Origin of the sequence: Shewanella cyperi (assembly GCF_017354985.1) — a bacterium.
GTDB classification, from domain to species: domain Bacteria; phylum Pseudomonadota; class Gammaproteobacteria; order Enterobacterales; family Shewanellaceae; genus Shewanella; species Shewanella cyperi.
This window is the reverse complement of record NZ_CP071501.1, coordinates 218,247-244,750: the sequence shown is the minus strand read 5'-3', so window position 1 is coordinate 244,750 and position 26,504 is coordinate 218,247. Positions and strand designations below refer to the sequence as shown.

Genomic DNA, 26,504 nt, shown 5'->3' with positions numbered 1-26,504 from the left:
CGGCTCTCCTATTTACCACGAGGCTTGCGCTTGGGTTGCTGCTGTTTCGGCTCTTCTACCTGAGGCAGCATACCGTCCAGAACTTCACCTTTGAAGATCCAAACTTTAATGCCAATCACACCGTAGGTGGTGTGGCTTTCAGAAGTAGAATAGTCGATGTCAGCACGCAGAGTGTGCAAAGGCACACGGCCTTCACGGTACCACTCGGTACGCGCAATCTCAGCGCCGCCAAGACGGCCACTAACTTCAACTTTGATACCTTGGGCACCGATACGCATTGCGTTTTGTACCGCACGCTTCATGGCGCGACGGAACATTACACGACGCTCGAGCTGCTGAGCGATAGAATCGGCAACCAGCTTGGCGTCCAGTTCAGGCTTGCGGATCTCAGCGATGTTAATTTGGGCAGGAGTGCCAGCAATTTTGGCAACTTCAGCGCGCAATACTTCAACATCTTCACCCTTTTTACCGATCACAACGCCTGGACGGGCAGTGTGGATGGTAACGCGGATGCTTTTCGCTGGGCGTTCAATAACAATCTTAGATACTGATGCGGCTTCCAGTTTCTTTTCCAGAAACTTACGCACTTCCCAGTCGCTGTGCAGGTTATTTGCATAATCTGCTTTATCGGCGTACCAGGTAGAGATCCAAGGCTTGGTGATACCCAGACGGATACCATTAGGATGTACTTTCTGTCCCATTGCTCTCTCCTAGCGATCTGATACAACCACAGTGATGTGGCTGGTACGCTTCATGATACGATCAGCACGACCCTTGGCACGTGGCATGATGCGCTTCATTGTTGGGCCTTCGTCAACGAAAACCTTGGCAATTTTCAGCTCATCAATGTCAGCGCCTTCATTGTGCTCGGCGTTGGCAATAGCAGAGTCAACTACTTTCTTAACCAGTACGGCGGCTTTCTTGGGGCTGAAAGTCAGGATCTCGAGGGCCTTGGAAACAGGCAGACCGCGGATCTGATCAGCAACCAGACGAGCCTTTTGAGGCGACGTACGGGCAAAACGATGTTTAGCTAAAACTTCCATCTTATTCCTCCCGTATTAACGCTTCTTCGCTTTCTTATCAGCAGCATGGCCGCGATAAGTGCGAGTTGGTGAGAATTCACCAAGTTTGTGGCCGATCATTTCGTCAGTTACGAAAACAGGAACGTGCTGACGACCATTATGGACAGCGATGGTCAACCCAATCATTTGTGGGATGATCATTGAGCGGCGTGACCAAGTCTTGATAGGCTTTTTGTCACCCGCTTCCACCGCTTTCTCTACCTTCTTCAGCAAGTGCAGGTCAATGAATGGACCTTTCTTGAGAGAACGTGGCATGGCGAATCCTCTTATTACTTATTACGACGACGTACGATGTACTTGTCAGTGCGCTTGTTGCTACGAGTCTTATAACCCTTAGTTGGAACGCCCCATGGAGTTACTGGGTGACGGCCACCAGAAGTACGGCCTTCACCACCACCGTGTGGGTGATCAACAGGGTTCATTGCAACACCGCGAACTGTTGGGCGCACGCCTCTCCAGCGCTTAGCACCTGCTTTGCCCAACTGGCGCAGCATGTGCTCGGCATTACCGACTTCACCTAAGGTCGCGCGGCAATCTACTGGCACTTTGCGCATTTCGCCTGAGCGAAGACGCAGAGTAGCGTAGGCACCATCACGAGCTACTACTTGTACATAGGCACCGGCTGAACGTGCAATCTGAGCACCTTTGCCAGGCTTCATTTCCACTGCGTGAACAACAGAACCCACAGGGATGTTGCGCAGCGGCATAGCGTTACCGGTCTTGATGTCGGCATCGACGCCAGAAACGATCTTGTCGCCAGCCTGCATACCTTTGGCAGCCAGGATGTAACGACGCTCGCCGTCTGCGTACAGAACCAGAGCGATGTGAGCGGTACGGTTAGGATCGTATTCCAGACGTTCGATTTTCGCTGGGATACCATCTTTGTCACGCTTGAAATCGACCAGACGGTAATGTTGCTTGTGACCACCGCCGACGTGACGGACAGTGATACGACCGGTGTTGTTACGACCACCGGACTTAGACTTCTTCGCCAGCAGGCCAGCAAAAGGTTTACCCTTGTGCAGATCGCTGTTAACAATCTTAACAACGCCACGACGACCTGGAGAGGTTGGCTTACACTTTACAATTGCCATGAGTAATCTCCTTACGCTTCAGCGCCGACGAAATCGATGTCAGCACCGGCAGCCAGAGTCACATAGGCCTTTTTCCAATCGCTACGGCGGCCCATACGAGCACCAGTACGCTTAGTCTTGCCTTTGTTAACCAGCGTGCGAACGCCATCAACTTCAACTTCAAACAGTTTCTCAACAGCAGCTTTGATCTCAGCTTTGGTCGCATCGATAGCTACGCGGAAAACCACAGTGTTGTTCTTCTCAGCAACCACAGTGCTCTTTTCAGAGATGTGTGGAGCCAGAATAACTTTCAGTAAACGCTCTTCGCGGATCATGCCAGCATCTCCTCGATTTGCTTCACAGCATCAGCAGTTACCAGGACCTTGTTGAACGCGATCAGGCTTACTGGATCCAGGCCTGCAACGTCACGAACGTCAACCTTGTACAGGTTGCGGGCAGCCAGGAACAGGTTCTCGTCAACTTCTGCAGTCACGATCAGCACGTCTTCCAGATCCATGGCCTTCAGCTTGGCTTTCAGCTCTTTGGTCTTTGGAGCTTCAACAGCGAACTGTTCAACAACTACCAGACGCTCTTGACGTACCAGCTCAGACAGGATGCTCTTCAGAGCACCGCGGTACATCTTCTTGTTCACTTTTTGGCTGTGATCTTGGGTTTTAGCAGCGAAAGTCACGCCACCGCCACGCCAGATTGGGCCCTTGATACCACCGGCACGAGCGCGGCCAGTACCTTTCTGGCGCCATGGCTTTTTACCAGAGCCAGTTACTTCTGCGCGGGTTTTCTGAGCACGAGTGCCCTGACGCGCGTTTGCAGCGTAAGCTACAACTACCTGATGAACCAGTGCTTCGTTAAAGTCACGGCCGAAGGTAGTTTCGGAAACTTCAAGAGCGCTTTGCGCGTCTTTCAATACCAATTCCATTACTATCTCCTCAGACCTTAAGCTTTAACGGCAGGCTTGATGATCAGGTCGCCATTGGTAGCGCCTGGAACAGCGCCTTTAACCAGCAGCAGGTTACGCTCAACATCTACACGTACAACGTCCAGATTTTGAGTGGTAACACGCTCGGCACCCATGTGGCCTGACATTTTCTTGCCTTTGAATACGCGACCTGGCGTCTGGTTCTGACCGATAGAACCGTTAGCGCGGTGCGACAAAGAGTTACCGTGAGTCATATCCTGAGTACGGAAGTTCCAGCGCTTAACACCGCCCTGGAAGCCTTTACCCTTGGATTGACCGGTAACGTCTACTTTCGCTACGTCAGCGAAGATTTCAACTTTCAGCTCAGCACCAACTTCAATGCCTTCGCCTTCACCGTCTGCCAGACGCATTTCCCACAAACCACGGCCGGCTTCAACGCCCGCCTTGGCAAAGTGACCTGCTTCTGGTTTAGTGATGCGATTGGCTTTTTTGGCACCAGTTGTAACTTGAAGGGCACGGTAACCGTCAGTTTCCAGGGTCTTAACCTGGGTAACGCGGTTGGCTTCCACTTCAATTACAGTAACAGGGATAGACACGCCATCTTCGGTGAAGATGCGGGTCATACCCACTTTACGACCAATAAGACCGATAGCCATCTCTCAAACCTCTTCTAAGGATCTCAATTAACCCAAGCTAATCTGTACATCGACGCCAGCGGCCAGATCGAGACGCATCAGGGCGTCAACGGTCTTTTCAGTTGGCTCAACGATGTCAACCAGACGCTTGTGAGTACGCAATTCGTATTGGTCACGAGCATCTTTATTAACGTGCGGAGAGATCAAAACGGTATAACGCTCTTTGCGCGTAGGCAGTGGAATAGGACCACGAACCTGGGCACCAGTGCGTTTAGCAGTTTCAACGATTTCCGCAGTTGACTGATCAATCAAACGATGATCAAATCCTTTCAAGCGGATACGGATTCTTTGGTTCTGCATTGACCAGAGCTCCTAAAATGGACACATAAAAAATCACCCTCTAGCCATCTCCCCAATCGGGAAAGGCAGAGCGAGATGATTTAACCGTTCGACTCCCAATCGGAGTCGCTGTTGTAGCGGCCTCAGTAGAACTATTTGGCCCGCTAAATATCGCCAACCTGAGTTGACGAGGCGACTATTATACATGCCCCGTCAGCAATATCAAGTTAGCTGTGCAATTCATCGGCAACAAATCTGCCGAAATGCAATTAGCGCGAAATTATACGGCCTTCTACACAAATTACCAGCTTTTTATACACAGGCTTTGCTGTCTATATAAAAACAAAAAGGCGACCCTGAGGTCGCCTTTTCTACCAATTACCGCAATTAAGCGATGATCTTGGCTACTACACCAGCGCCAACGGTACGGCCGCCTTCACGGATTGCGAAGCGCAGACCTTCGTCCATTGCGATTGGGCAGATCAGGGTAACAACCATCTTGATGTTGTCACCAGGCATTACCATCTCTACGCCTTCTGGCAGTTCGATGGTACCGGTCACGTCAGTTGTACGGAAGTAGAACTGTGGACGGTAGCCTTTGAAGAATGGAGTGTGACGACCACCTTCTTCTTTTGACAGAACGTATACTTCTGATTCAAAAGTAGTGTGTGGGTTGATTGAACCAGGCTTGGCCAGTACTTGACCACGCTCTACTTCATCACGCTTGGTACCACGCAGCAGAACACCTACGTTCTCACCGGCACGGCCTTCGTCCAGCAGCTTGCGGAACATTTCAACACCGGTACAGGTGGTCTTGGTGGTGTCGTGGATACCCACGATTTCAACTTCGTTACCTACGTTGATGATACCACGCTCAACACGACCGGTTACTACAGTACCACGACCAGAGATTGAGAATACGTCTTCGATTGGCAGCAGGAATGGCTTATCGATGTCACGCTCTGGCTCAGGGATGTAGGTGTCCAGAGCTTCGGCCAGCTCGAGGATCTTACCTTCCCAAGCAGCGTCGCCTTCCAGGGCCTTCAGAGCAGAACCTTGGATTACTGGCAGGTCATCACCTGGGAAGTCGTATTCAGACAGCAGTTCACGAACTTCCATCTCTACCAGTTCCAGCAGCTCTTCGTCATCTACCATGTCACACTTGTTCATGAACACGATGATGAAAGGTACGCCTACCTGACGAGACAGCAGGATGTGCTCACGAGTTTGTGGCATTGGACCGTCGGTCGCAGCTACTACCAGGATTGCGCCGTCCATCTGGGCAGCACCGGTGATCATGTTTTTAACATAGTCAGCGTGGCCTGGGCAGTCTACGTGGGCATAGTGGCGAGAAGGAGTATCGTATTCGATGTGAGAGGTATTGATGGTAATACCGCGCTCACGCTCTTCTGGAGCGTTGTCGATTTGAGAAAAGTCCTTCGCCTCACCGCCGTAGTGCTTAGACAGTACGTGAGAGATAGCAGCAGTCAGAGTGGTTTTACCATGGTCAACGTGACCGATGGTGCCCACGTTTACGTGGGGCTTGGAACGTTCGAATTTAGCTTTAGCCACGATATATTCCTTTCTTTTCAGAAACATCCGCCTCTGGCGGACAATATCAATTTAAGTAACAGTTAGACCCTTTGCCGAACATCAGCTGCGGGATTCAATAACTGCCTTTGCAATGTTTTGCGGCGCGTCGGCGTACTTCAAGAACTCCATGGAGTAAGAAGCACGACCCTGAGTTGCTGAGCGCAAATCAGTCGCATAACCAAACATTTCGGACAAAGGTACCACAGCATGGACAATCTTGACGCCAGCGACGCCATCATCCATACCCTCGATAAGACCACGACGACGGTTCAGATCCCCTACTACGTCACCCATATAGTCTTCCGGAGTGGTAACCTCCACCTTCATGCAAGGCTCGAGCAACACCGGGCTAGCTTGCAGCGCGCCCTTCTTGAAGCCCATCGAACCTGCAACTTTGAACGCCATCTCATTCGAGTCCACATCATGATATGAACCGTCGAACAGAGTGACCTTCACGTCCAACACAGGGAAGCCGGCGAGCACGCCGTTCTTCATCTGCTCTTGGATACCTTTGTCAACGGCAGGGATGTATTCCTTGGGAATAACACCACCCACGATGGCGTTGACGAATTCGTAGCCTGCGCCCTCTTCCTGTGGTTCTATCTTCAGCCATACATGACCGAATTGACCGCGACCACCGGATTGACGGACGAACTTACCTTCGGCTTCCACACTGCTGCGGATAGTCTCACGGTAAGCCACCTGGGGTTTACCCACGTTGCACTCGACGCTGAACTCGCGACGCATGCGATCAACAATAATGTCCAAGTGTAGCTCACCCATGCCTGAAATCAGGGTTTGTCCTGATTCAGCATCGGTTTCAACCCGGAAAGATGGATCTTCGGCTGCCAATTTTTGCAGTGCGATACCCATTTTGTCCTGGTCGGCCTTGGAGCGAGGCTCCACGGCGATAGTGATCACCGGCTCAGGGAATTCCATACGCTCAAGGATAACCTTGTGGTCAATATCACACAGGGTATCGCCCGTAGTGACATCCTTGAGACCAATGGCAGCGGCGATATCACCGGCACGAACTTCCTTCAGTTCGGTACGGTCGTTGGCATGCATCTGGACGATACGGCCAATACGTTCGCGCTTTTGCTTCACTGAGTTGTACACGGCCGCACCCGACTCCAGTACCCCGGAATACACCCGGATAAAGGTCAGCGAACCCACGAAGGGGTCAGTGGCTATCTTGAATGCCAGCGCTGAGAAAGGAGCATTGTCGTCAGCATGACGTTCTACTTCCTTCTCATCGTCATCAATACCCTTGATTGCAGGCACGTCTATTGGCGCCGGCAGGTATTCGACAACGGCGTCCAGCACCGCCTGCACGCCCTTATTCTTAAAGGCGCTGCCACAGGTGGCGAGTACAATTTCATTGTTGATGGTACGTTGGCGCAGCGCGGCCTTGATTTCGGTTTCGGACAGTTCACCTGTTTCCAGGTACTTTTCCATCAACTCCTCAGAGGCTTCGGCGGCACTTTCCACCAGGTATTCACGCATCTCGTTGGCTTTATCAACAAGATGGGCAGGAATATCTTCGTAGTTGAACGTCATCCCCTGGTCCGCTTCGTTCCAGTTGATGGCCTTCATCTTGATAAGGTCGATAACACCTTTGAATTCGTCTTCAGCACCAATATTGAGCTGAATAGGCACGCAGGTTGCGCCCAAACGGTTACGGATCTGTTTGCACACGCGATCGAAATCGGCACCGGCGCGATCCATTTTGTTAACGAATACCATGCGAGGTACACCGTACTTGTCAGCTTGACGCCATACGGTTTCAGATTGTGGTTCTACGCCGGATGCGCCACAGAACACTACCACAGCACCGTCGAGCACGCGCAGAGAACGTTCTACTTCAATGGTGAAGTCAACGTGTCCGGGGGTGTCGATGATGTTGATGCGGTGTTCGGTAAACTGGGCGTCCATACCGCGCCAGAAGGTGGTTACCGCAGCAGAGGTAATGGTAATACCACGCTCTTGCTCCTGTACCATCCAATCTGTCGTCGCAGCACCGTCATGCACTTCACCGATTTTATGAGACAGACCAGTGTAAAACAGAACACGCTCAGTAGTTGTGGTTTTACCTGCGTCAACATGAGCACAAATACCGATGTTACGGTAACGCTCAATAGGAGTTGTACGAGCCACGATTTAACCCTCTAAACCGGAAAAAGCTTCCGGCAATATCCATTAAGGCGCGGACAACCAAGGCTGCCCGCGCCATTTTATTACCAGCGGTAATGTGCGAACGCTTTGTTCGCTTCTGCCATACGATGCACGTCTTCGCGCTTCTTAACGGCAGTGCCTTTGTTTTCGGATGCATCCAGCATTTCGCCGGCCAGACGCAGAGCCATAGATTTTTCACCACGCTTACGAGCAGCTTCAACCAACCAACGCATTGCCAGGGCATTACGACGGACTGGACGAACTTCACATGGAACCTGATAGGTAGAACCACCCACGCGGCGAGACTTAACTTCCACGGATGGGCGAACGTTGTCCAGAGCAGCTTCCAGGATCACCAGATGATCAGCGCCTTTCTTCTCGGCAACCACATCCAGTGCTTTGTAGATAATTTTTTCAGCAGTTGACTTTTTGCCATCCTGCATAATGACGTTGATGAACTTAGCCAGCAACTCACTGTGAAACTTTGGATCAGGTAGGATCTTACGTTGTCCTACTACGCGACGTCTTGGCATAACTTTTCTCCGTATGCTTCAGGGATTTCCAAAACCGGAATCGATTAATTTAGCTTGGCCTTACTTAACGGGATGCCATTAAGACTTAGGACGCTTAGCACCGTACTTAGAGCGGCCTTGACGACGGGCGCTAACGCCGGCGCAGTCCAGGGCACCACGAACAGTGTGATAGCGAACACCGGGAAGGTCTTTAACACGACCGCCACGGATCAGGATCACGCTGTGCTCTTGCAGGTTGTGGCCTTCACCGCCGATGTACGAAGTCACTTCGAAACCGTTGGTCAGACGCACACGCGCTACTTTACGCAGTGCAGAGTTTGGTTTTTTAGGGGTAGTGGTGTACACGCGAGTACAAACACCACGCTTCTGTGGGCACGCATTCAACGCAGGCACGTTAGTCTTGTCGACTTTCGGCGCACGTGGCTTACGTACCAACTGGTTTACAGTTGCCATGTATAGCTCCAAATCAGTTGAATCTAACTCAACAATAAGGTGTGAAAAATCTATCCCACAGTAGTGGGACGCGAAATTGTAGAAAGGTCGGGGCAGACTGTCAAGAAATAGCCAACCTTTGTGGTCAAATGGCGAAAAAAAAGGCGTCTCGCGACGCCTTTTTCATTATGGACGCCAGATTACTCTTGGCTGCCTGCCAGATTCAGCAGATCAGCCAGGTTTTGCTCGGCTTCGCTGGCACTCACGGTTTGCGCCTCAACCACCTCGCCCTTGGCACGCGCCTGGTTGCGGTTCTTGTGGTAGGCATAACCGGTACCGGCCGGGATCAGACGACCCACGATCACGTTCTCTTTCAGACCACGCAGATTGTCGGACTTGCCGCCAACTGCTGCTTCGGTCAGAACGCGAGTGGTCTCCTGGAACGAGGCCGCAGAGATGAAGGACTCGGTCGCCAGAGACGCCTTGGTGATACCCAGCAGATCGCGCTCGAACTTGGCCGGACGCTTGCCCTGAGCTTCCAGTTCGCGGTTAACGATCTTGACGCGGGACACTTCCAGCTGCTCACCTTCGAGGAACTCGGAATCACCGGCTTCAGTGATGATGCACTTACGCAGCATCTGGCGGATGATCACTTCGATATGCTTATCGTTGATCTTCACACCCTGCAGACGGTAAACGTCCTGAACTTCGTTGACTATGTAGTTGGCCACACTGTGGATACCACGCAGACGCAGAATGTCATGGGCCGCTTCCGGACCGTCGGCAATCACTTCACCACGCTCAACCTTTTCACCTTCGAACACGTTCAGGTTACGCCACTTTGGAATCATTTCCTCGTAGGCATCACCACCGTCGTTCGGGGTAATGACCAGACGGCGCTTGCCCTTGGTCTCTTTACCGAAGGAGATGGTACCGCTGATTTCGGCCAGGATTGCAGGCTCTTTCGGCTTACGCGCTTCAAAGAGGTCAGCAACCCGTGGCAGACCACCGGTGATGTCGCGGGTCTTGGACGATTCCTGTGGAATACGGGCCAGAGCGTCACCCACGCTGATCTTAGCGTTGTCATCCAGGTTCACAATCGCGTTGCCGGGCAGGAAGTACTGCGCAGGAACGTCGGTGCCTGGGATCATCAGGTCATTGCCGTTGTCGTCCACCAGACGGATCATCGGACGCAGTTCTTTACCGGCGGAGGTACGTTGACCCACGTCCAGTACCACGATGGAAGACAGACCTGTGAGCTCGTCGGTTTGACGGGTCATGGTCACGCCATCGATCATGTCTACGAACTTAATGTTACCGGCCACTTCGGTGATGATTGGGTGAGTGTGCGGATCCCAGTTTGCGATGGTTTCGCCGGCTTCAACAGCAGACTCTTCCAGCTTATCCAACACGGTACCGTAAGGTACCTTGTAACGCTCTTTCTCACGACCCAGCTCATCGATGATTGCCAGTTCGGAAGAACGGGACACGATCACCAGCTTGCCGTCGCTGTTGGTAACATGCTTGGCGTTGTGCAGCTTCAGGGTACCGGCGTTCTTCACCTGTACGCTGTTTTCTGCAGAAGCCCTGGATGCCGCACCACCGATGTGGAAGGTACGCATCGTCAGCTGTGTACCGGGTTCACCGATTGACTGGGCAGCGACCACACCAATGGCCTCACCGTGGTTAATCAGGTGACCACGGGCCAGGTCACGGCCGTAACAGGCTGCACACACACCGAAATCGGTGTCACAGGTGATTACGGAGCGCACTATTACTTCGTCAACACTGTGCTGCTCAAGCTTGTCACACCAGGCTTCGTCCAGCAGGGTGTTACGAGGTGCCAGCACGTCTTCGGTGCCAGGGAAGAACACGTCTTCGGCAACCACACGGCCCAGCACGCGCTCACGCAGCGGCTCAACCACATCACCACCTTCAATGAGCGGCTTCATGGTCAAACCTTCGAAGGTGCCACAGTCTTCCTCAATAACCACCAAATCCTGGGCCACGTCCACCAGACGACGAGTCAGGTAACCTGAGTTCGCTGTCTTCAGTGCCGTATCCGCCAGACCCTTACGGGCACCGTGGGTAGAAATAAAGTACTGCAGTACGTTCAGACCTTCGCGGAAGTTCGCCACGATGGGCGTTTCGATGATGGAGCCGTCTGGCTTGGCCATCAGACCACGCATACCCGCCAGCTGACGGATCTGGGCAGCACTACCACGAGCGCCTGAGTCGGCCATCATATAGATGCTGTTGAACGACTTCTGCTTCTCTTCTTCACCCTGACGGTTGATGACTGTCTCGGTAGACAGGTTTTCCATCATCGCCTTGGACACTTTTTCGTTGGCGCTTGCCCAGATGTCGATCACCTTGTTGTAGCGCTCACCGGCAGTTACCAGACCAGACTGGAACTGTTCCTGGATTTCCAGTACTTCGGCTTCGGCCTCGGCCACCAGGGTGTACTTCTCATCCGGGATCACCATGTCGTTGATACCCACAGAGGCACCGGAGATGGTGGCGAAATGGAAACCGGTGTACATCAGTTGGTCGGCGAAGATAACGGTATCTTTCAGACCCAGCTGACGGTAACAGGTGTTCAGCAGCTTGGAGATCTGCTTCTTGCCCATATCCTGGTTCACCAGGTCGAATGACAGACCGGCAGGCAGGATTTGTGACAGCAGTGCACGGCCCACTGTGGTGTCGACGATACGACGCACCTGGGTACGCTCGCCGTTGTCACCGATTTGGGTTTCAGTGATACGTACTTTCACACGGGCATGCAGTTCGGCAGCGCCAGTGCGGTAAGCTTTCTCGGCTTCGGCAACAGATTCGAAGGCCATGCCTTCACCGCGACCGTTTACACGCTCACGGCTGGTGTAGTACAGACCCAATACCACGTCCTGAGAAGGAACGATGATTGGCTCACCGTTGGCGGGCGACAGGATGTTGTTGGTAGACATCATCAGCGCACGGGCTTCCAACTGAGCTTCCAGGGTCAGGGGTACGTGCACCGCCATCTGGTCGCCGTCGAAGTCGGCGTTGTATGCCGCACACACCAGTGGGTGCAGTTGGATTGCCTTACCTTCGATCAGTACGGGTTCGAACGCCTGAATACCCAAACGGTGCAGTGTTGGTGCACGGTTGAGCATCACGGGATGTTCGCGGATCACTTCATCCAGTACGTCCCAAACCTCGGCAACTTCGCGCTCGACCATCTTCTTGGCGGCTTTGATGGTGGTGGCCAGGCCACGACCTTCCAGCTTGCCATAGATGAAGGGTTTGAACAGTTCCAGTGCCATTTTCTTTGGCAGACCGCACTGATGCAGACGCAGGGTAGGACCTACGGTAATTACCGAACGGCCTGAGTAGTCAACACGCTTACCGAGCAGGTTCTGACGGAAACGACCTTGCTTACCCTTGATCATGTCGGCCAGGGACTTCAGAGGACGCTTGTTGGAACCGGTAATGGCACGGCCACGACGACCGTTATCCAGCAGCGCATCCACAGATTCCTGCAGCATACGCTTTTCGTTGCGCACTATGATATCCGGCGCAGCCAGATCCAGCAGACGCTTCAGACGGTTGTTACGGTTGATCACGCGGCGATACAGATCGTTCAGATCTGAAGTCGCGAAGCGGCCACCGTCCAGCGGTACCAGAGGACGCAGGTCCGGTGGCAGCACAGGCAGCACTTTCAGGATCATCCACTCAGGCTTGTTGCCGGAGGTGTAGAAGGCTTCCATCAGCTTCAGACGCTTGGTCACTTTCTTGCGACGGGTCTCGGAGTTGATAGATGGCAGCTCTTCGCGCATCTGCTCGATTTCTTTGGCCAGATCGATGGCACGCAGCAGTTCCAGAACCGCTTCGGCACCCATTTTGGCTTCGAACTCATCGCCGTACTCTTCGAGGGCGTCGAGGTAGGTTTCTTCGGTCAGCATCTGACCGCGCTCGAGGCTGGTCATGCCAGGCTCGATTACCACGAAAGATTCGAAATACAGCACGCGCTCGATATCACGCAGGGTCATATCCAGCATCAGACCGATACGGGACGGCAGTGATTTCAAGAACCAGATGTGGGCAACTGGGCTGGCCAGTTCAATGTGACCCATACGCTCACGACGTACCTTGGTCTGGGTAACTTCAACACCACACTTCTCACAGATCACACCGCGGTGCTTGAGACGCTTGTACTTACCGCACAAACACTCGTAATCCTTGACGGGGCCAAAGATACGGGCGCAGAACAGACCTTCGCGCTCAGGCTTGAAGGTACGGTAGTTAATGGTTTCTGGCTTCTTTACTTCGCCGAATGACCAAGAACGGATCAGGTCGGGCGAGGCCAGACCAATCTTGATGCCGTTAAATTCTTCAGTCTTGCTTTGCTGTTTCAGAAACTTTAATAAGTCTTTCACGTTTCTCTCCTGAAGGAGTTAAACCAGGTGCCCCGCCCGGGAGCCGGGCACCATTTCAGTTGCCAAACGCGCCTGCGGCGGCGTCTTACTCTTGATCCAACTCGATATTGATACCGAGAGAACGGATCTCCTTCAGCAATACGTTGAAGGACTCAGGCATACCAGGCTGCATCTGATGGTTGCCGTCAACGATGTTCTTGTACATCTGGGTACGACCGTTAACGTCATCAGACTTAACTGTGAGCATTTCCTGGAGCGTATAAGCAGCACCGTATGCTTCCAGGGCCCACACTTCCATCTCACCGAAACGCTGACCACCGAATTGGGCTTTACCGCCCAGAGGCTGCTGGGTAACCAAGCTGTACGAACCGGTAGAACGGGCGTGCATCTTGTCATCCACCAAGTGGTTCAGTTTGAGCATGTACATGTAACCTACGGTTACTTCACGCTCAAATTCGTTGCCGGTACGACCATCGAACAGCTTCAGCTGGCCGGAAGTTGGCAGACCTGCGAGTTCAAGCATTTGCTTGATCTCTTTCTCTTTCGCGCCGTCGAAGGCTGGGGTTGCGATTGGCAAACCGTCCTTCAGGTGCTTGGCAAGGCGGACGACTTCATCATCGGTGAAGGAGTCGATATCCACCTTCTGCTGAGCTTCGCCCAGCTCGTAAGCTTGCTTGATGTAACCACGCAGCTCGGCCAGTTCACGCTGTTCTTCCAGCATGGCGGCGATGCGGTTACCGATACCCTTGGCCGCGGCACCCAGGTGAACTTCCAATACCTGACCAATGTTCATACGAGAAGGTACACCGAGTGGGTTCAGTACGATATCCACTGGGTTACCATGCTCATCGTATGGCATGTCTTCGATTGGACAGATCTTGGAGATCACACCCTTGTTACCGTGACGACCGGCCATCTTGTCACCAGGCTGGATGGTGCGCTTAACCGCCAGGTAAACTTTGACGATCTTCAGCACGCCTGGAGCCAGGTCATCGCCCTGAGTGATCTTGCGACGCTTGTGCTCGAACTTCTTGTCGAAGTCGGCTTTCAGCTCTTCGTGCTGTTCGGCCAGCTGTTCCAGTTCGGTTTGCTTGGCTTCATCGTCGATCACCTGGGTCAGCACTTCCTTACGAGGAATGGCAGCCAGTTGAGCTTCGGTGTAGCCGGCACCCAGCAGCAGGTTACGGGCACGGCCCAGTACACCTTCTTCCAGGATCTTGAACTCTTCGGAGAGGTCCTTACGGGCCTGAGCAATGTGCATCTCTTCGATTTCGATGGCACGCTTGTCTTTCTCAACGCCGTCACGGGTAAATACCTGAACGTCGATGATGGTACCTTTCACTGAGTTAGGTACACGCAGCGAGCTGTCTTTCACGTCGGAGGCTTTTTCACCGAAGATGGCACGCAGCAGCTTCTCTTCCGGAGTCAGTTGGGTCTCACCCTTGGGCGTTACCTTACCAACCAGAATGTCGCCACCCTTCACTTCGGCACCAATGTAGACGATGCCTGACTCGTCCAGCTTGGACAGAGCAGACTCACCCACGTTGGGGATATCGGCGGTGATTTCCTCGCTACCCAGCTTGGTATCACGGGCGATACAGGACAGTTCCTGAATGTGGATGGTGGTAAAGCGGTCATCCTGAACCACACGCTCGGAGATCAGGATCGAGTCTTCGAAGTTGTAACCGTTCCAAGGCATGAAGGCTACGCGCATGTTCTGACCTAGGGCCAGATCACCGAGGTCGGTAGAAGGACCGTCGGCCAATACGTCGCCACGTACAACCGGATCACCTACCTGGCAGCATGGACGCTGGTTGATACAGGTGTTCTGGTTCGAACGGGTGTACTTGGTCAGGTTGTAGATGTCGATACCGGCTTCGCCTGGGCGCAGCTCGTCTTCGTTCACTTTCACCACGATGCGGCTGGCGTCGACATAGTCGATCACACCGCCACGCTTGGCAGCCACTACCACACCTGAGTCGACAGCCAGGGCACGTTCAATACCTGTACCTACCAGCGGCTTGTCTGAGCGCAGAGTAGGTACGGCCTGACGTTGCATGTTCGCGCCCATGAGTGCGCGGTTGGCGTCGTCGTGCTCGAGGAACGGAATCAAGGAAGCGGCCACGGAGATGATCTGCTGTGGCGATACGTCCATATACTGGATATCGGAAGCGCGCATAAAGGTAGATTCACCTTTGTGACGACAGGCAACCTGCTCTTCCAGGATGCGACCTTCGTGGTCCAGTTCAATGTTCGCCTGAGCAACCACATAACGGCCTTCTTCGATGGCGGACAAGTATTCCACTTCATCGGTTACCACGCCGTCGATCACCTTACGGTATGGCGTTTCCAAGAAACCGTAAGAGTTGGTACGGGCGAAGGTCGCCAGCGAGTTGATCAGACCAATGTTTGGACCTTCAGGGGTCTCAATTGGACACAGACGACCGTAGTGAGTTGGGTGCACGTCACGGACTTCGAAGCCGGCACGCTCACGGGTCAAACCGCCGGGACCAAGCGCGGAGATACGACGCTTGTGGGTCACTTCTGACAGCGGGTTGTTCTGATCCATAAACTGAGACAGCTGAGAAGAACCGAAGAACTCCTTCACCGCCGCAGAGATTGGCTTGGCGTTGATCAGATCTTGAGGCATCAGTTCGTTCAGATCGCCCAGAGACAGACGCTCACGCACGGCACGCTCAACACGTACCAGACCAACGCGGAATTGGTTCTCGGCCATTTCACCAACGGAACGGATACGGCGGTTACCCAGGTGGTCGATATCGTCCACTTCATCGTAACCGTTGCGGATTTCGATGATTTTCTTCATCACCGCAACTATGTCTTCTTTAGACAGTACGCCGGTACCTTCGTCATCGGGCAGCTCCAGACGACGGTTGAACTTCATACGACCTACTTTGGACAGGTCATAACGCTCTTCGCTGAAGAACAGGTTCTGGAACAGGGCTTCGGCAGCATCCTTGGTTGGCGGCTCGCCAGGACGCATCATGCGATAGATTTCCACCAGGGCCTCGAGGCGATTGGTAGAAGAATCGATACGCAGGGTGTCGGAAATGTAGGCACCGTGATCCAGTTCGTTGATGTACAGGGTCGCGATATTCTTGATGCCGGCCAGAGACAGCTGGGCCAGATCTTCCAGACGGATTTCAGAGTTGGCAGACAGCAATACTTCACCGGTATCAGGATCGATATAATCCTGAGCGGCAATCTTGCCAACAATGTACTCAACCGGTACTTCCAGTTCAGTAGTATTGGTTTTTTCCAGTTGACGGATATGACGTGCAGTAACGCGACGACCCTTTTCAACCAGAACTGTGCCTTCGGCATCCTTGATGTCGTAGCTGGCGGTTTCGCCACGCAGACGCTCAGGAACCAGACCCATCACCAGTGAATCTTTCTTGATAGAGAACTCTACGCGCTCAAAGAACAGATCCAGGATTTCCTGGGTAGAGAACTCCAGGGCACGCAGGATGATGGTCGCAGGCAGCTTACGACGACGGTCGATACGCACAAACAGCGCATCTTTCGGGTCGAATTCGAAATCCAACCAGGAACCGCGGTAAGGAATGATACGCGCGTTATACAGCACCTTACCGGAAGAGTGAGTCTTGCCACGGTCGTGGTCGAAGAACACACCGGGAGAACGGTGGAGCTGAGAAACGATAACACGCTCGGTACCGTTGATAACGAAGGTACCATTGTCAGTCATCAGAGGGATATCCCCCATGTAGACTTCTTGTTCTTTAATGTCTTTTACTGTGCCGGCGGCGGCTTCGCGATCAAACAGCACCATGCGCAGTTTCACGCGCAGGGGGGCAGAATAAGTCACGCCGCGGATCTGGCACTCTTTCACATCAAATACGGGCTCACCCAGCTTGTAGCTGACATATTGCAGCTCAGAATTACCAGAAAAGCTCTTGATGGGAAAAACGCTGCGGAAAGCGGCCTCAAGGCCACGCTCACCGGAGGGATCTTGATCGGTGAACTTCTTAAAAGAGTCTAACTGAATCGACAGCAGGTAAGGGATATCCAACACCTGTGGACGCTTACCAAAGTCTTTGCGAATACGCTTCTTTTCAGAATAGGAGTAAACCATGGGTTTCCTCTGCTTGCGAGATGTGACCAAGACTGAACCAACAAGGGTTAATTCAGCACGTTTGCCCATCACCGTTGAGGCAAGAACCTAACCAATAATCACTGCTAGGGACTGCAGAATTTGGCGACAAACGGTGAAAAAAAATCGCCAACGCTTACAGCGCAAAAAAGGCCGACGGTTAAAAAACCGCCAGCCTCCATCCGGGACAAGCCCGAATGTTTGCAAGCTAAATAATAGCTTACTTGATCTCTACAGTAGCACCGGCTTCGGTCAGTTCTTTGGCCAGAGCTTCAGCTTCTGCTTTAGAGACACCTTCTTTAACGGCTACTGGAGCAGATTCAGCCATAGCTTTGGCTTCTTTCAGACCCAGACCGGTAGCACCACGAACGGCCTTGATCACAGCAACTTTGTTGTCACCGTGGGCAGTCATAACTACGTCGAACTCGGTCTTCTCTTCAACTACAGCGGCTTCAGCAGCACCACCAGAAACTACGGCAGCAGCGGCAGAAACACCGAACTTCTCTTCCATAGCTTCGATCAGTTCAACAACTTCCATTACAGACATAGCTGCAAAGGCTTCGAGGATTTGGTCTTTAGTGATAGACATAACAAAAATTTCCTAATGTTCTGAATTCAATTCGATTAAGCAGCCAGCTTGAAATTAAGCGGCTTCTTGTTTTTGATCGCGCAGTGCAGCCAGTGTACGAACGAACTTGCCAGCAGATGCTTCCTTCATAGTCATCATCAGCTGTGCCAGTGCTTCTTCGTAAGTTGGCAGTTTTGCCAAACGATCAATATCAGCTGCAGGGATGAAATTCCCTTCGAAAGCTGCACCTTTAACTTCGAATTTAGCTTGCTCTTTCGCGAAGTCTTTCAACAGACGTGCGGCGGCACCTGGGTGCTCGTTAGAGAAAGCAATCAAAGTTGGGCCAGTGAACACTTCACCGAGGCACTCAAAAGCAGTACCTTCAACGGCGCGACGGGCCAGAGTGTTACGTACTACACGTACGTATACACCGGCAGCGCGGGCGTTTTTACGGAGAGTGGTCATGGCGCCTACAGTTACACCGCGAGAATCGGCTACTACTGCAGACAGTGCACCTTTGGCAGCTTCGTTGACTTCAGCAACAATCGCTTTTTTGTCTTCGAGTCTTAATGCCATTGGCTATACTCCTGGATTCTACCCGGGGTCGCCCCCGGAATTTACCTACTGAGCTATTAACTCAGCCACTTACGGTGCAGATTATCCAGCAGAAGAATTCTATCTGGGGCCTGACACCATCTACGCAGGAAATTAAGTTTTTTGAAAAACACCTGCGGTCTTGGATGGAAACCTGCCAAAAAGCAGGCTTCAACCCACAAAAGTGCGCGCATTATAGTTTAATGCGCGACCCTTGTAAAATTAGTTGGCAGTTTCCAGACTGTTCTGGTCTACCGCAACACCTGCACCCATAGTGGTGGAGATGCTGACTTTCTTCACGTACTGGCCTTTGGCTGCGGCAGGCTTGGCCTTCCTCAGTGCAGACAGCAGAGCTTCCAGGTTTTCTTTCAGTTGAACGGGAGTAAAGTCCACTTTACCGATGGTGGTGTGGATAATACCGTTCTTGTCGTTACGGTAACGAACCTGACCGGCCTTGGCGTTCTTAACAGCTTCGGCAACGTTAGGAGTTACAGTACCGGTTTTTGGGTTTGGCATCAGGCCGCGTGGACCCAGGATTTGACCCAGCATACCTACAACGCGCATCGCATCAGGAGAAGCGATAACTACGTCGAAGTTCATTTCGCCGGCTTTAACCTTCTCAGCCAGATCTTCCATACCTACCAGTTCAGCACCGGCAGCCTTGGCGGCTTCGGCGTTGGCACCTTGGGTAAATACGGCTACACGCACGTCACGACCGGTACCGTGTGGCAGCACAGTGGCGCCACGGACGTTTTGGTCAGATTTACGTGGGTCAACACCCAGGTTAACGGCAACGTCAACACTCTCAACGAACTTGGCGGTAGCCAGCTCTTTCAGCAGGGCAACGGCTTCGTTGATTTCGTAGCTCTTGGTAGCGTCCACTTTTTCGCGGATCACGCGCATGCGTTTAGTCAGTTTTGCCATTTTATTAGTCCTCTACTACCAAGCCCATGGAACGTGCAGTACCTTCGATTGAGCGAGTCATCGCTTCAATGTCAGCACCAGTCATATCAACAGCTTTGGTTTCAGCGATTTCCTGAAGCTTGCTGCGCTTGATAGTACCCACTTTCTGGGTGTTAGGACGGCTTGAACCTGACTTCAGGCCTGCAGCCTGCTTCAGCATGAAAGACGCTGGTGGAGTCTTGGTTTCAAAAGTGAAAGAGCGATCGCTGTATACAGTGATCACTACTGGGATCGGCATGCCCTTTTCCATTTTCTCTGTACGGGCGTTGAACGCTTTACAGAATTCCATGATGTTCACACCTTTTTGACCCAGAGCAGGACCAACTGGTGGAGATGGGTTAGCGGAGCCAGATTTTACTTGCAGCTTGATATAAGCTTCAATTTTCTTTGCCATGTTGACATTTCCTCAGTTTGGGTTCAAACGCCTGCAGGCAACATGCCCACGGGCTCCCCGAAAACAACGGGTGCGGATTATATAGAAATCCACACCCCTTGCCAAACGGATTTTTGCGTTTTAATTAATCAACCTTTCTCGATCTGGCTGAAGTCCAGCTCGACTGGGGTTGAGCGGCCGAAGATCATCACAGACACCTTAACGCGGCTCTTGTCATAATCGACCTCTTCCACAGTGCCATTGAAATCGGCAAAGGGACCGTCGTTAACCCGAACCACTTCACCGGGTTCGAACATAACGCGATGGGTTGGAGAATCCGTGGTTTCCTGCAAACGGCGCAAAATAGCCTCGGCTTCTTTATCGCTGATGGGCGCGGGACGATCAGAAGTACCGCCAATAAAGCCCATCACGCGTGGAATGCTCTTGACCAGATGCCAGGAGTCATCGTTCATTTCCATCTGTACCAGCACGTACCCAGGGAAGAACTTGCGCTCACTCTTGCGACGCTGACCGGCACGCATTTCAACGACTTCTTCGGTAGGAACCAGGACTTCGCCGAAGTATTGTTCCATACCATGCATCTTGATGTGTTCAATCAAAGACTTGCACACTCGGCCCTCGTAGCCGGAGAATGCTTGAACCACATACCATCTTTTCTTAGCTTCTTTAGCTTCAGTCATTCGAGGTGCCTATACGCCGGTAATCAAGTTAACTATTTTCAGCAGAACCGCATCCAGGCCCCACAGAACGATCGCGAGAACACCTGTTGCTGCCAATACGATATAGGTAGTGGTCAGGGCTTCTTTACGGGTCGGCCATATCACTTTGCGCACTTCAATCTGCGACTCGCGGGCAAAAGCCAAGGCTTGTTTGCCTTTTTCGGTCTGCAACGCAACAAATGCTGCGATGGCAAATGCCACAATTACTGCCAGGGCCCGCACTACAACGCTGGCCTCACTGTACATTTGGTTGCCAATTACAGCAGCGGCCAGCAACAGGATTGCCACCCCCCACTTAACGAGATCCAGAGAACTTCCCTGGTTTTCAGTATTAGTTGTCATCGGTTAATTCCGTTACTCAATACGGCCTGAGCCAGGCACCCTAATCCCGATAGTTACCGGGATCTGCCCCATTTTCCGAACTCGCCATGAATTGCCGGAAACGACAGGCTCAGGGCTTAAAAATCGGCCATAGATTGTATTCTTATTCAACCGGCGGCGCAAGGCTGTGAAGTGGCAAAAATGCAGATGGATTAGCCAGGGGGCGTAAGGCTATCCAATTGTCACAAAACAAAAAGGCGACCCTGAGGTCGCCTTTTTCAAGCAATCGAGATTACTTGATGATCTTGGCTACTACACCAGCACCAACGGTACGGCCGCCTTCACGGATTGCGAAGCGCAGACCTTCGTCCATTGCGATTGGGCAGATCAAGGTAACAACCATCTTGATGTTGTCACCAGGCATTACCATCTCTACGCCTTCTGGCAGTTCGATGGTACCGGTCACGTCAGTTGTACGGAAGTAGAACTGTGGACGGTAGCCTTTGAAGAATGGAGTGTGACGACCACCTTCTTCTTTTGACAGAACGTATACTTCTGATTCAAAAGTAGTGTGTGGGTTGATTGAACCAGGCTTGGCCAGTACTTGACCACGCTCTACTTCATCACGCTTGGTACCACGCAGCAGAACACCTACGTTCTCACCGGCACGGCCTTCGTCCAGCAGCTTGCGGAACATTTCAACACCGGTACAGGTGGTCTTGGTGGTGTCGTGGATACCCACGATTTCAACTTCGTTACCTACGTTGATGATACCACGCTCAACACGACCGGTTACTACAGTACCACGACCAGAGATTGAGAATACGTCTTCGATTGGCAGCAGGAATGGCTTATCGATGTCACGCTCTGGCTCAGGGATATAGGTATCCAGAGCTTCGGCCAGCTCGAGGATCTTACCTTCCCAAGCAGCGTCGCCTTCCAGGGCCTTCAGAGCAGAACCTTGGATTACTGGCAGGTCATCACCTGGGAAGTCGTATTCAGACAGCAGTTCGCGAACTTCCATCTCAACCAGTTCCAGCAGCTCTTCGTCATCTACCATGTCACACTTGTTCATGAACACGATGATGAAAGGTACGCCTACCTGACGAGACAGCAGGATGTGCTCACGAGTTTGTGGCATTGGACCGTCGGTCGCAGCTACTACCAGGATTGCGCCGTCCATCTGGGCAGCACCGGTGATCATGTTTTTAACATAGTCAGCGTGGCCTGGGCAGTCTACGTGGGCGTAGTGGCGAGTAGGAGTATCGTATTCGATGTGAGAGGTATTGATGGTAATACCGCGCTCACGCTCTTCTGGAGCGTTGTCGATTTGAGAGAAGTCCTTCGCCTCACCACCGTAGTGCTTGGCCAGCACGTGGGAGATAGCAGCAGTCAGAGTGGTTTTACCATGGTCAACGTGACCGATGGTGCCCACGTTTACGTGGGGTTTGGAACGTTCAAATTTAGCTTTAGCCATGGTATTGCCTCAATCCAAGATACTTGGTGATGAAAACCTGTATATAGAAAAAATCCGATGTCATCAACTGACATCGAACCGTTTACATTAGGTAAAAGTAGCATTTATAAAGAGAGGCTGGTGCTGATAGGCAGATTCGAACTGCCGACCTCATCCTTACCAAGGATGCGCTCTACCACCTGAGCCATATCAGCATCTTAAATTGGAGCGGGCAGCGGGAATCGAACCCGCGTTATCAGCTTGGAAGGCTGGAGTAATACCATTATACGATGCCCGCACAACCTAACTTTGGCCACCTAGTACCTAGGAAAATGGTGGAGGGAGAAGGATTCGAACCTTCGAAGGCGGAGCCGTCAGATTTACAGTCTGATCCCTTTGGCCACTCGGGAACCCCTCCAGTAAAATGGTGCCGGCACCAAGAGTCGAACTCGGGACCTACTGATTACAAGTCAGTTGCTCTACCAACTGAGCTATGCCGGCATGTCATTTCGGTAGCGGATATTAGGTAAATGTCGCCATGAGTGCAACAGAAAAATCGCAATTTCGCCAAAAAAAGTGCCAAGCGGCGCTTTTTTGCACGTCTTCCACCCTGGCACCACAACAATCCGCGTTAAGGGTTATTCGTCACTATTGTGCCGCTTCCGGAGCTGGTGTACTGTGCCCAGCCTAAGGTAAGGAAAGTGCATGAATAATAACCAGACCCAGCAGGCCCTCTACTTGAACTTCGACCGCAACCAATGGGCCGAACTCAGGAACTCGGTCCCCTTGACGCTTAACGAAGGCGATCTCAGCCACCTGCGTGGTATCAATGAACGCATTTCCTTGTCAGAGGTCACGGACATCTATTTGCCCTTAAGCCGCTTGCTTAACCTTATAGTGGGTTCCAAGCAGCAGAGAGGCGTCATACTCAATGCCTTCCTTGGCCGAAAACCCACCGACAGCCCCTATATCATCAGCATCGCCGGCAGTGTTGCCGTCGGCAAGAGCACCACAGCACGCATACTGCAAGCCTTGCTGCAGCAATGGCCTGAGCATCCCAAGGTCGACCTATTGACTACCGATGGCTTTCTTTACCCTCTGAACGAGCTAAAACGAAAAGGTCTGCTCAAGCGCAAAGGTTTTCCGGAAAGCTACGATGGGCGGATGCTGATAGAATTTATCTCTGCGGTGAAATCCGGCAAGACTGAGGTCAAAGCACCGATTTATTCGCACCTCAGCTACGACCGCATCAAAGACCAGCACCAGATCATCAATAAACCGGACATACTGATCCTGGAAGGCCTTAACGTATTGCAAACCGGCTTGGATGCCCATGTGGATATCCGTCGGCCATTTGTGTCAGACTTTGTGGACTTTTCCATCTATGTGGACGCCGAAGAGGATTTACTGAAGCAATGGTATATAGAACGTTTTCTGCAATTCCGCAGCGGTGCCTTTGCCGACGAACGTTCCTACTTCCATCATTATGCGGCACTGAGTGACAACGAGGCTGTCGACACCGCCGCACAGATCTGGGACAGCATCAACGGCCCCAACCTGAGGCAAAATATCCAACCCACCCGGGAGCGGGCGCATCTGATATTGCGCAAGGGACAAAATCACCAGATGGAACAGGTGCTACTGCGTAAATAAGTCGCTTTGACCGGTCAATGCCCGGCCCTCAGACTGATTTCACCGCCGATAAAACTCTGCAGGCCGGCATCCGTCTCAAGCAGCAGGGCACCTTGTTCATCTATTCCGCGACAGATCCCGGCGATGCGCCTGTCGGCCATCAACAGTTCAACCGGTTTGCCGGCAAACTCATCGGCAGCTGACCAACGGCTCTGGAAAGCGCAAAGACCTTCCCGTTCAAAAAGCTCTAAATCCCTGCATAATTGGCTGTGCAAAGCCAGGGTCAGAGATGTCTTATCGGGCATCCTTTCCGTCGATTGTAAGTCACTCCAGGGCTGGTCAATTTTCTCAGCTTGGCTCATGGGCATGGCAAGATTAACACCTATGCCAATCACCAGTTGGCACTCGCCATCGGCCTGCCCCTTAATTTCCACCAGGATGCCGGCCAACTTGCGACCTTGAAAATAAAGGTCATTGGGCCATTTCAACCCCAATTCCTCAACGCCCAAGTCCGCCAACACCTTGGCCAGAGCGCAACCGGCCACCAGGCTTAAACCCATGGCCTTTGACAACTCAGGGAGAGACCAGAACAATGAAAAATACAGGTGGCTGCCATAGGGCGATACCCAGCTGCGCCCCCGCCTTCCCCTGCCACTGGATTGATACTCGGCAACGCAAAGGTCGCCACTTTCCAGCTCATCGGCATGCTGCAGCATAAACGCATTGGTGCTGTCAGTTTCATCGAAATAGAAGCACCTTTTGCCTATGCCCTGCTTGAGTCTGACAGGGTCGATAAGGGACACAGGCGAAGCTAATTTGTATCCCTTTCCCTTAACGCTGAACAAGGACACCCCATAGTCTGCAAGCCCATCCATATGCTTATTGATGGCGCTGCGACTGATACCCAACTTTTCAGCCAAAAGTTCCCCGGAAACAAAGTCACCGGCCGCCATCAATGCCAGAATTTCGCGTTTACGTTGCCAGTGTTCACTCATTTTCGGCCTCCAGCTGTTGATGTCCTATGATATTCGGCTCAGCCTCCAGCCGCACACCAAACTTTTCCAGCACCTTTTGCATCACCAATCGCGCCAGCGCGCAAATATCAGCCCCCGTTGCAGAGCCGAGATTCACCAAAACCAGGGCCTGTTGTTCGTGCACTCCGGCCTGGCCGAGTTTAAAACCCTTCAAGCCAGCTTGTTCAATCAACCAGCCTGCAGCCAACTTGACCCGCCCGTCTTCCATGCCATAACCGACGATCTGTGGGAAACGTACCGCAAGTTCGGCGTATTGCGCTGCCTCGACTATAGGGTTTTTGAAAAAACTACCGGCATTGCCCAGCACTTCGGGATCCGGCAACTTCTGCCGCCGAATGGCGACTACCCGATCAAAGACAGCTTTGGGAGTGAGATCTTTAGCTGGCAACTCGCTGAGCGGCCCATAAGAGACCTTTGGCGACCAGGCTTTCGCCAGACGAATGCCAATGCCACAGATGATCACTTTATCTTTCAGTGCATGTTTGAAAATAGAATCACGGTAGCCAAAATGGCATTCGGCCGCCGTTATCCTGTGCTTCGTCATCGACGCTATGTCCAGATATTCCACCCAGTCACAGACATCGCAAAACTCAACACCGTAGGCTCCGATATTCTGAATTGGCGCAGCACCGGCGGTACCCGGGATCAATGCTAAATTTTCCAACCCCGGCATACCGTTTTCCAGGGTAAAACACACCAGTTGGTGCCAATTTACGCCTGCAGCCACCTCCAACCGAAAGCATTCCTCTTCTTCATAAACCTGAATGCCTTGAATTGCCATTTGCAACACAGTGCCGTCATAGTCCTCGGTGAACACCACATTACTGCCACCACCCAGAACCAAGAAAGGCGCGTTACTTTGCTTGAGTTCACGTAAAACTGTTAATAGCTGATCCTGGGATTGGATGCGTTCCAGCCTGTTACAAGACTGCGACAGGCCAAATGTATTGAAGGATTTGAGGGAAACGCTGGGGAACATCTTATATCCGGCTGAGAATGGAAAGCCCCATTCTAGCCGCTAACACAGCAGAACACACCCCAAGGGCTAACAAGTGTTGCCCTGAAAGGCTGCTATTTGAGAAGCTGAAAGCAAAAAGGCCACCCGTTTGGGTGGCCTTTTCGTCTTATTAGGCATCTGGCGATGACCTACTCTCACATGGGGAGACCCCACACTACCATCGGCGCGATTGCGTTTCACTTCTGAGTTCGGAATGGGATCAGGTGGGACCACAATGCTATTGTCACCAGACAAATTGGTAATTTGGAAAGCTGTGCAGTGAAATATGGTGGTCGCTACTGGGATCGAACCAGTGACCCCCTCCTTGTAAGGGAGGTGCTCTCCCGGCTGAGCTAAGCGACCGGAAATTCTGTGCTGCTGCTCTGTTGAGCTTTGAGTCTCGACTTCAATCAAGTTTGGATATTCTTCGCACGACCTCCAGGGAAGGAGGAAGTGCTGGAAAATGTGGTGACCTACAAG

The 26,504-nt window shown here is 52.3% G+C and carries 24 protein-coding genes, 5 tRNA genes and 1 rRNA gene; 1 reads left to right on the top strand and 29 read right to left on the bottom strand.

The genetic code is table 11. From position 1 onward, the window contains the following. Positions 1-8 precede the first annotated feature (8 nt). The 25 genes from rpsC to JYB84_RS00935 all read right to left on the bottom strand — a co-directional run bounded on the left by rpsC (position 9) and on the right by JYB84_RS00935 (position 22,862). Positions 9-701 carry a 30S ribosomal protein S3 gene (gene rpsC / locus JYB84_RS01055; RefSeq protein ID WP_207321625.1) on the bottom strand — a complete coding sequence of 231 codons (693 nt, stop codon included), beginning with the start codon at positions 699-701 and terminating at the stop codon, positions 9-11. Between the two features lie 9 nt (positions 702-710). After that, positions 711-1,043 (bottom strand): 50S ribosomal protein L22, encoded by a 333-nt coding sequence (gene rplV, locus JYB84_RS01050; RefSeq protein ID WP_207321624.1) that lies wholly within the window; start codon positions 1,041-1,043, stop codon positions 711-713. 15 nt (positions 1,044-1,058) lie between these two features. Next, entirely contained in the window at positions 1,059-1,337 is a 279-nt protein-coding gene (gene rpsS, locus JYB84_RS01045; protein WP_011758338.1) for a 30S ribosomal protein S19, read from the bottom strand. 14 nt (positions 1,338-1,351) lie between these two features. Next, the gene (rplB, locus tag JYB84_RS01040) at positions 1,352-2,176 is read right to left on the bottom strand and encodes a 50S ribosomal protein L2 (RefSeq protein ID WP_207321623.1); all 825 of its coding nucleotides are present in this window, start codon (positions 2,174-2,176) and stop codon (positions 1,352-1,354) included. A gap of 11 nt (positions 2,177-2,187) precedes the next feature. Then, entirely contained in the window at positions 2,188-2,490 is a 303-nt protein-coding gene (rplW, locus tag JYB84_RS01035; protein WP_207321622.1) for a 50S ribosomal protein L23, read from the bottom strand. Further along, positions 2,487-3,092 (bottom strand): 50S ribosomal protein L4, encoded by a 606-nt coding sequence (rplD, locus tag JYB84_RS01030; RefSeq protein WP_207321621.1) that lies wholly within the window; start codon positions 3,090-3,092, stop codon positions 2,487-2,489. The genes rplW and rplD overlap by 4 nt, the downstream gene beginning before the upstream one ends. 17 nt (positions 3,093-3,109) lie before the next feature. Continuing rightward, positions 3,110-3,748 (bottom strand): 50S ribosomal protein L3, encoded by a 639-nt coding sequence (rplC, locus tag JYB84_RS01025; protein ID WP_207321620.1) that lies wholly within the window; start codon positions 3,746-3,748, stop codon positions 3,110-3,112. A gap of 27 nt (positions 3,749-3,775) precedes the next feature. Then, positions 3,776-4,087, bottom strand: a complete 312-nt coding sequence (rpsJ, locus tag JYB84_RS01020) for a 30S ribosomal protein S10 (RefSeq protein WP_011070616.1) — start codon at positions 4,085-4,087, stop codon at positions 3,776-3,778. Positions 4,088-4,453: 366 nt separating this feature from the next. Further along, positions 4,454-5,638, bottom strand: a complete 1,185-nt coding sequence (gene tuf / locus JYB84_RS01015) for an elongation factor Tu (RefSeq protein ID WP_207321619.1) — start codon at positions 5,636-5,638, stop codon at positions 4,454-4,456. Between the two features lie 81 nt (positions 5,639-5,719). Continuing rightward, positions 5,720-7,816: an elongation factor G gene (gene fusA / locus JYB84_RS01010; protein ID WP_207321618.1), complete on the bottom strand. Its 2,097-nt coding sequence runs from the start codon at positions 7,814-7,816 to the stop codon at positions 5,720-5,722. A gap of 80 nt (positions 7,817-7,896) precedes the next feature. Beyond that, positions 7,897-8,367, bottom strand: a complete 471-nt coding sequence (gene rpsG / locus JYB84_RS01005) for a 30S ribosomal protein S7 (protein ID WP_207321617.1) — start codon at positions 8,365-8,367, stop codon at positions 7,897-7,899. A 78-nt stretch (positions 8,368-8,445) separates the two neighbouring features. Further along, on the bottom strand, positions 8,446-8,820 hold the full coding sequence (rpsL, locus tag JYB84_RS01000; protein WP_207321616.1) for a 30S ribosomal protein S12: 375 nt from the start codon (positions 8,818-8,820) through the stop codon (positions 8,446-8,448). A gap of 179 nt (positions 8,821-8,999) precedes the next feature. Further along, complete coding sequence (rpoC, locus tag JYB84_RS00995; RefSeq protein ID WP_207321615.1) at positions 9,000-13,214, bottom strand: DNA-directed RNA polymerase subunit beta'; 4,215 nt, start codon at positions 13,212-13,214, stop codon at positions 9,000-9,002. Positions 13,215-13,299: 85 nt separating this feature from the next. Continuing rightward, positions 13,300-17,328 (bottom strand): DNA-directed RNA polymerase subunit beta, encoded by a 4,029-nt coding sequence (rpoB, locus tag JYB84_RS00990; RefSeq protein WP_207321614.1) that lies wholly within the window; start codon positions 17,326-17,328, stop codon positions 13,300-13,302. Positions 17,329-17,566: 238 nt separating this feature from the next. Continuing rightward, positions 17,567-17,935, bottom strand: a complete 369-nt coding sequence (gene rplL / locus JYB84_RS00985; RefSeq protein ID WP_207321613.1) for a 50S ribosomal protein L7/L12 — start codon at positions 17,933-17,935, stop codon at positions 17,567-17,569. A gap of 54 nt (positions 17,936-17,989) precedes the next feature. Continuing rightward, the gene (rplJ, locus tag JYB84_RS00980; RefSeq protein ID WP_207321612.1) at positions 17,990-18,490 is read right to left on the bottom strand and encodes a 50S ribosomal protein L10; all 501 of its coding nucleotides are present in this window, start codon (positions 18,488-18,490) and stop codon (positions 17,990-17,992) included. 240 nt (positions 18,491-18,730) lie between these two features. Then, entirely contained in the window at positions 18,731-19,432 is a 702-nt protein-coding gene (rplA, locus tag JYB84_RS00975; protein WP_207321611.1) for a 50S ribosomal protein L1, read from the bottom strand. A gap of 4 nt (positions 19,433-19,436) precedes the next feature. Then, the gene (gene rplK, locus JYB84_RS00970) at positions 19,437-19,865 is read right to left on the bottom strand and encodes a 50S ribosomal protein L11 (RefSeq protein ID WP_207321610.1); all 429 of its coding nucleotides are present in this window, start codon (positions 19,863-19,865) and stop codon (positions 19,437-19,439) included. A gap of 128 nt (positions 19,866-19,993) precedes the next feature. Next, positions 19,994-20,545 (bottom strand): transcription termination/antitermination protein NusG, encoded by a 552-nt coding sequence (nusG, locus tag JYB84_RS00965; protein WP_207321609.1) that lies wholly within the window; start codon positions 20,543-20,545, stop codon positions 19,994-19,996. A 9-nt stretch (positions 20,546-20,554) separates the two neighbouring features. Then, entirely contained in the window at positions 20,555-20,926 is a 372-nt protein-coding gene (gene secE, locus JYB84_RS00960) for a preprotein translocase subunit SecE (RefSeq protein WP_207321608.1), read from the bottom strand. Positions 20,927-21,197: 271 nt separating this feature from the next. After that, entirely contained in the window at positions 21,198-22,382 is a 1,185-nt protein-coding gene (tuf, locus tag JYB84_RS00955; protein WP_207321607.1) for an elongation factor Tu, read from the bottom strand. A gap of 118 nt (positions 22,383-22,500) precedes the next feature. Beyond that, positions 22,501-22,576: transfer RNA gene (locus tag JYB84_RS00950), tRNA-Thr, on the bottom strand. A gap of 9 nt (positions 22,577-22,585) precedes the next feature. Then, positions 22,586-22,659, bottom strand: a tRNA-Gly gene (locus JYB84_RS00945). A gap of 35 nt (positions 22,660-22,694) precedes the next feature. Further along, positions 22,695-22,779: transfer RNA gene (locus tag JYB84_RS00940), tRNA-Tyr, on the bottom strand. 7 nt (positions 22,780-22,786) lie between these two features. Next, positions 22,787-22,862: transfer RNA gene (locus JYB84_RS00935), tRNA-Thr, on the bottom strand. A gap of 204 nt (positions 22,863-23,066) precedes the next feature. On the opposite strand from JYB84_RS00935, the gene coaA reads away from it, so the two are divergent. Further along, positions 23,067-24,014, top strand: coding sequence for a type I pantothenate kinase (gene coaA, locus JYB84_RS00930; RefSeq protein WP_207321606.1), 948 nt, complete (start codon positions 23,067-23,069; stop codon positions 24,012-24,014). A 14-nt stretch (positions 24,015-24,028) separates the two neighbouring features. Here coaA and birA read toward each other — a convergent pair whose 3' ends face one another. The 4 genes from birA to JYB84_RS00910 form a co-directional block, all read right to left on the bottom strand. Continuing rightward, positions 24,029-24,988, bottom strand: coding sequence for a bifunctional biotin--[acetyl-CoA-carboxylase] ligase/biotin operon repressor BirA (gene birA, locus JYB84_RS00925; protein WP_207321605.1), 960 nt, complete (start codon positions 24,986-24,988; stop codon positions 24,029-24,031). Further along, complete coding sequence (murB, locus tag JYB84_RS00920; protein WP_207321604.1) at positions 24,981-26,006, bottom strand: UDP-N-acetylmuramate dehydrogenase; 1,026 nt, start codon at positions 26,004-26,006, stop codon at positions 24,981-24,983. The genes birA and murB overlap by 8 nt, the downstream gene beginning before the upstream one ends. A 154-nt stretch (positions 26,007-26,160) precedes the next feature. Then, positions 26,161-26,276 (bottom strand): 5S ribosomal RNA (gene rrf / locus JYB84_RS00915). A 35-nt stretch (positions 26,277-26,311) separates the two neighbouring features. After that, positions 26,312-26,387, bottom strand: a tRNA-Val gene (locus JYB84_RS00910). Between the last annotated feature and the right edge of the window lie 117 nt (positions 26,388-26,504).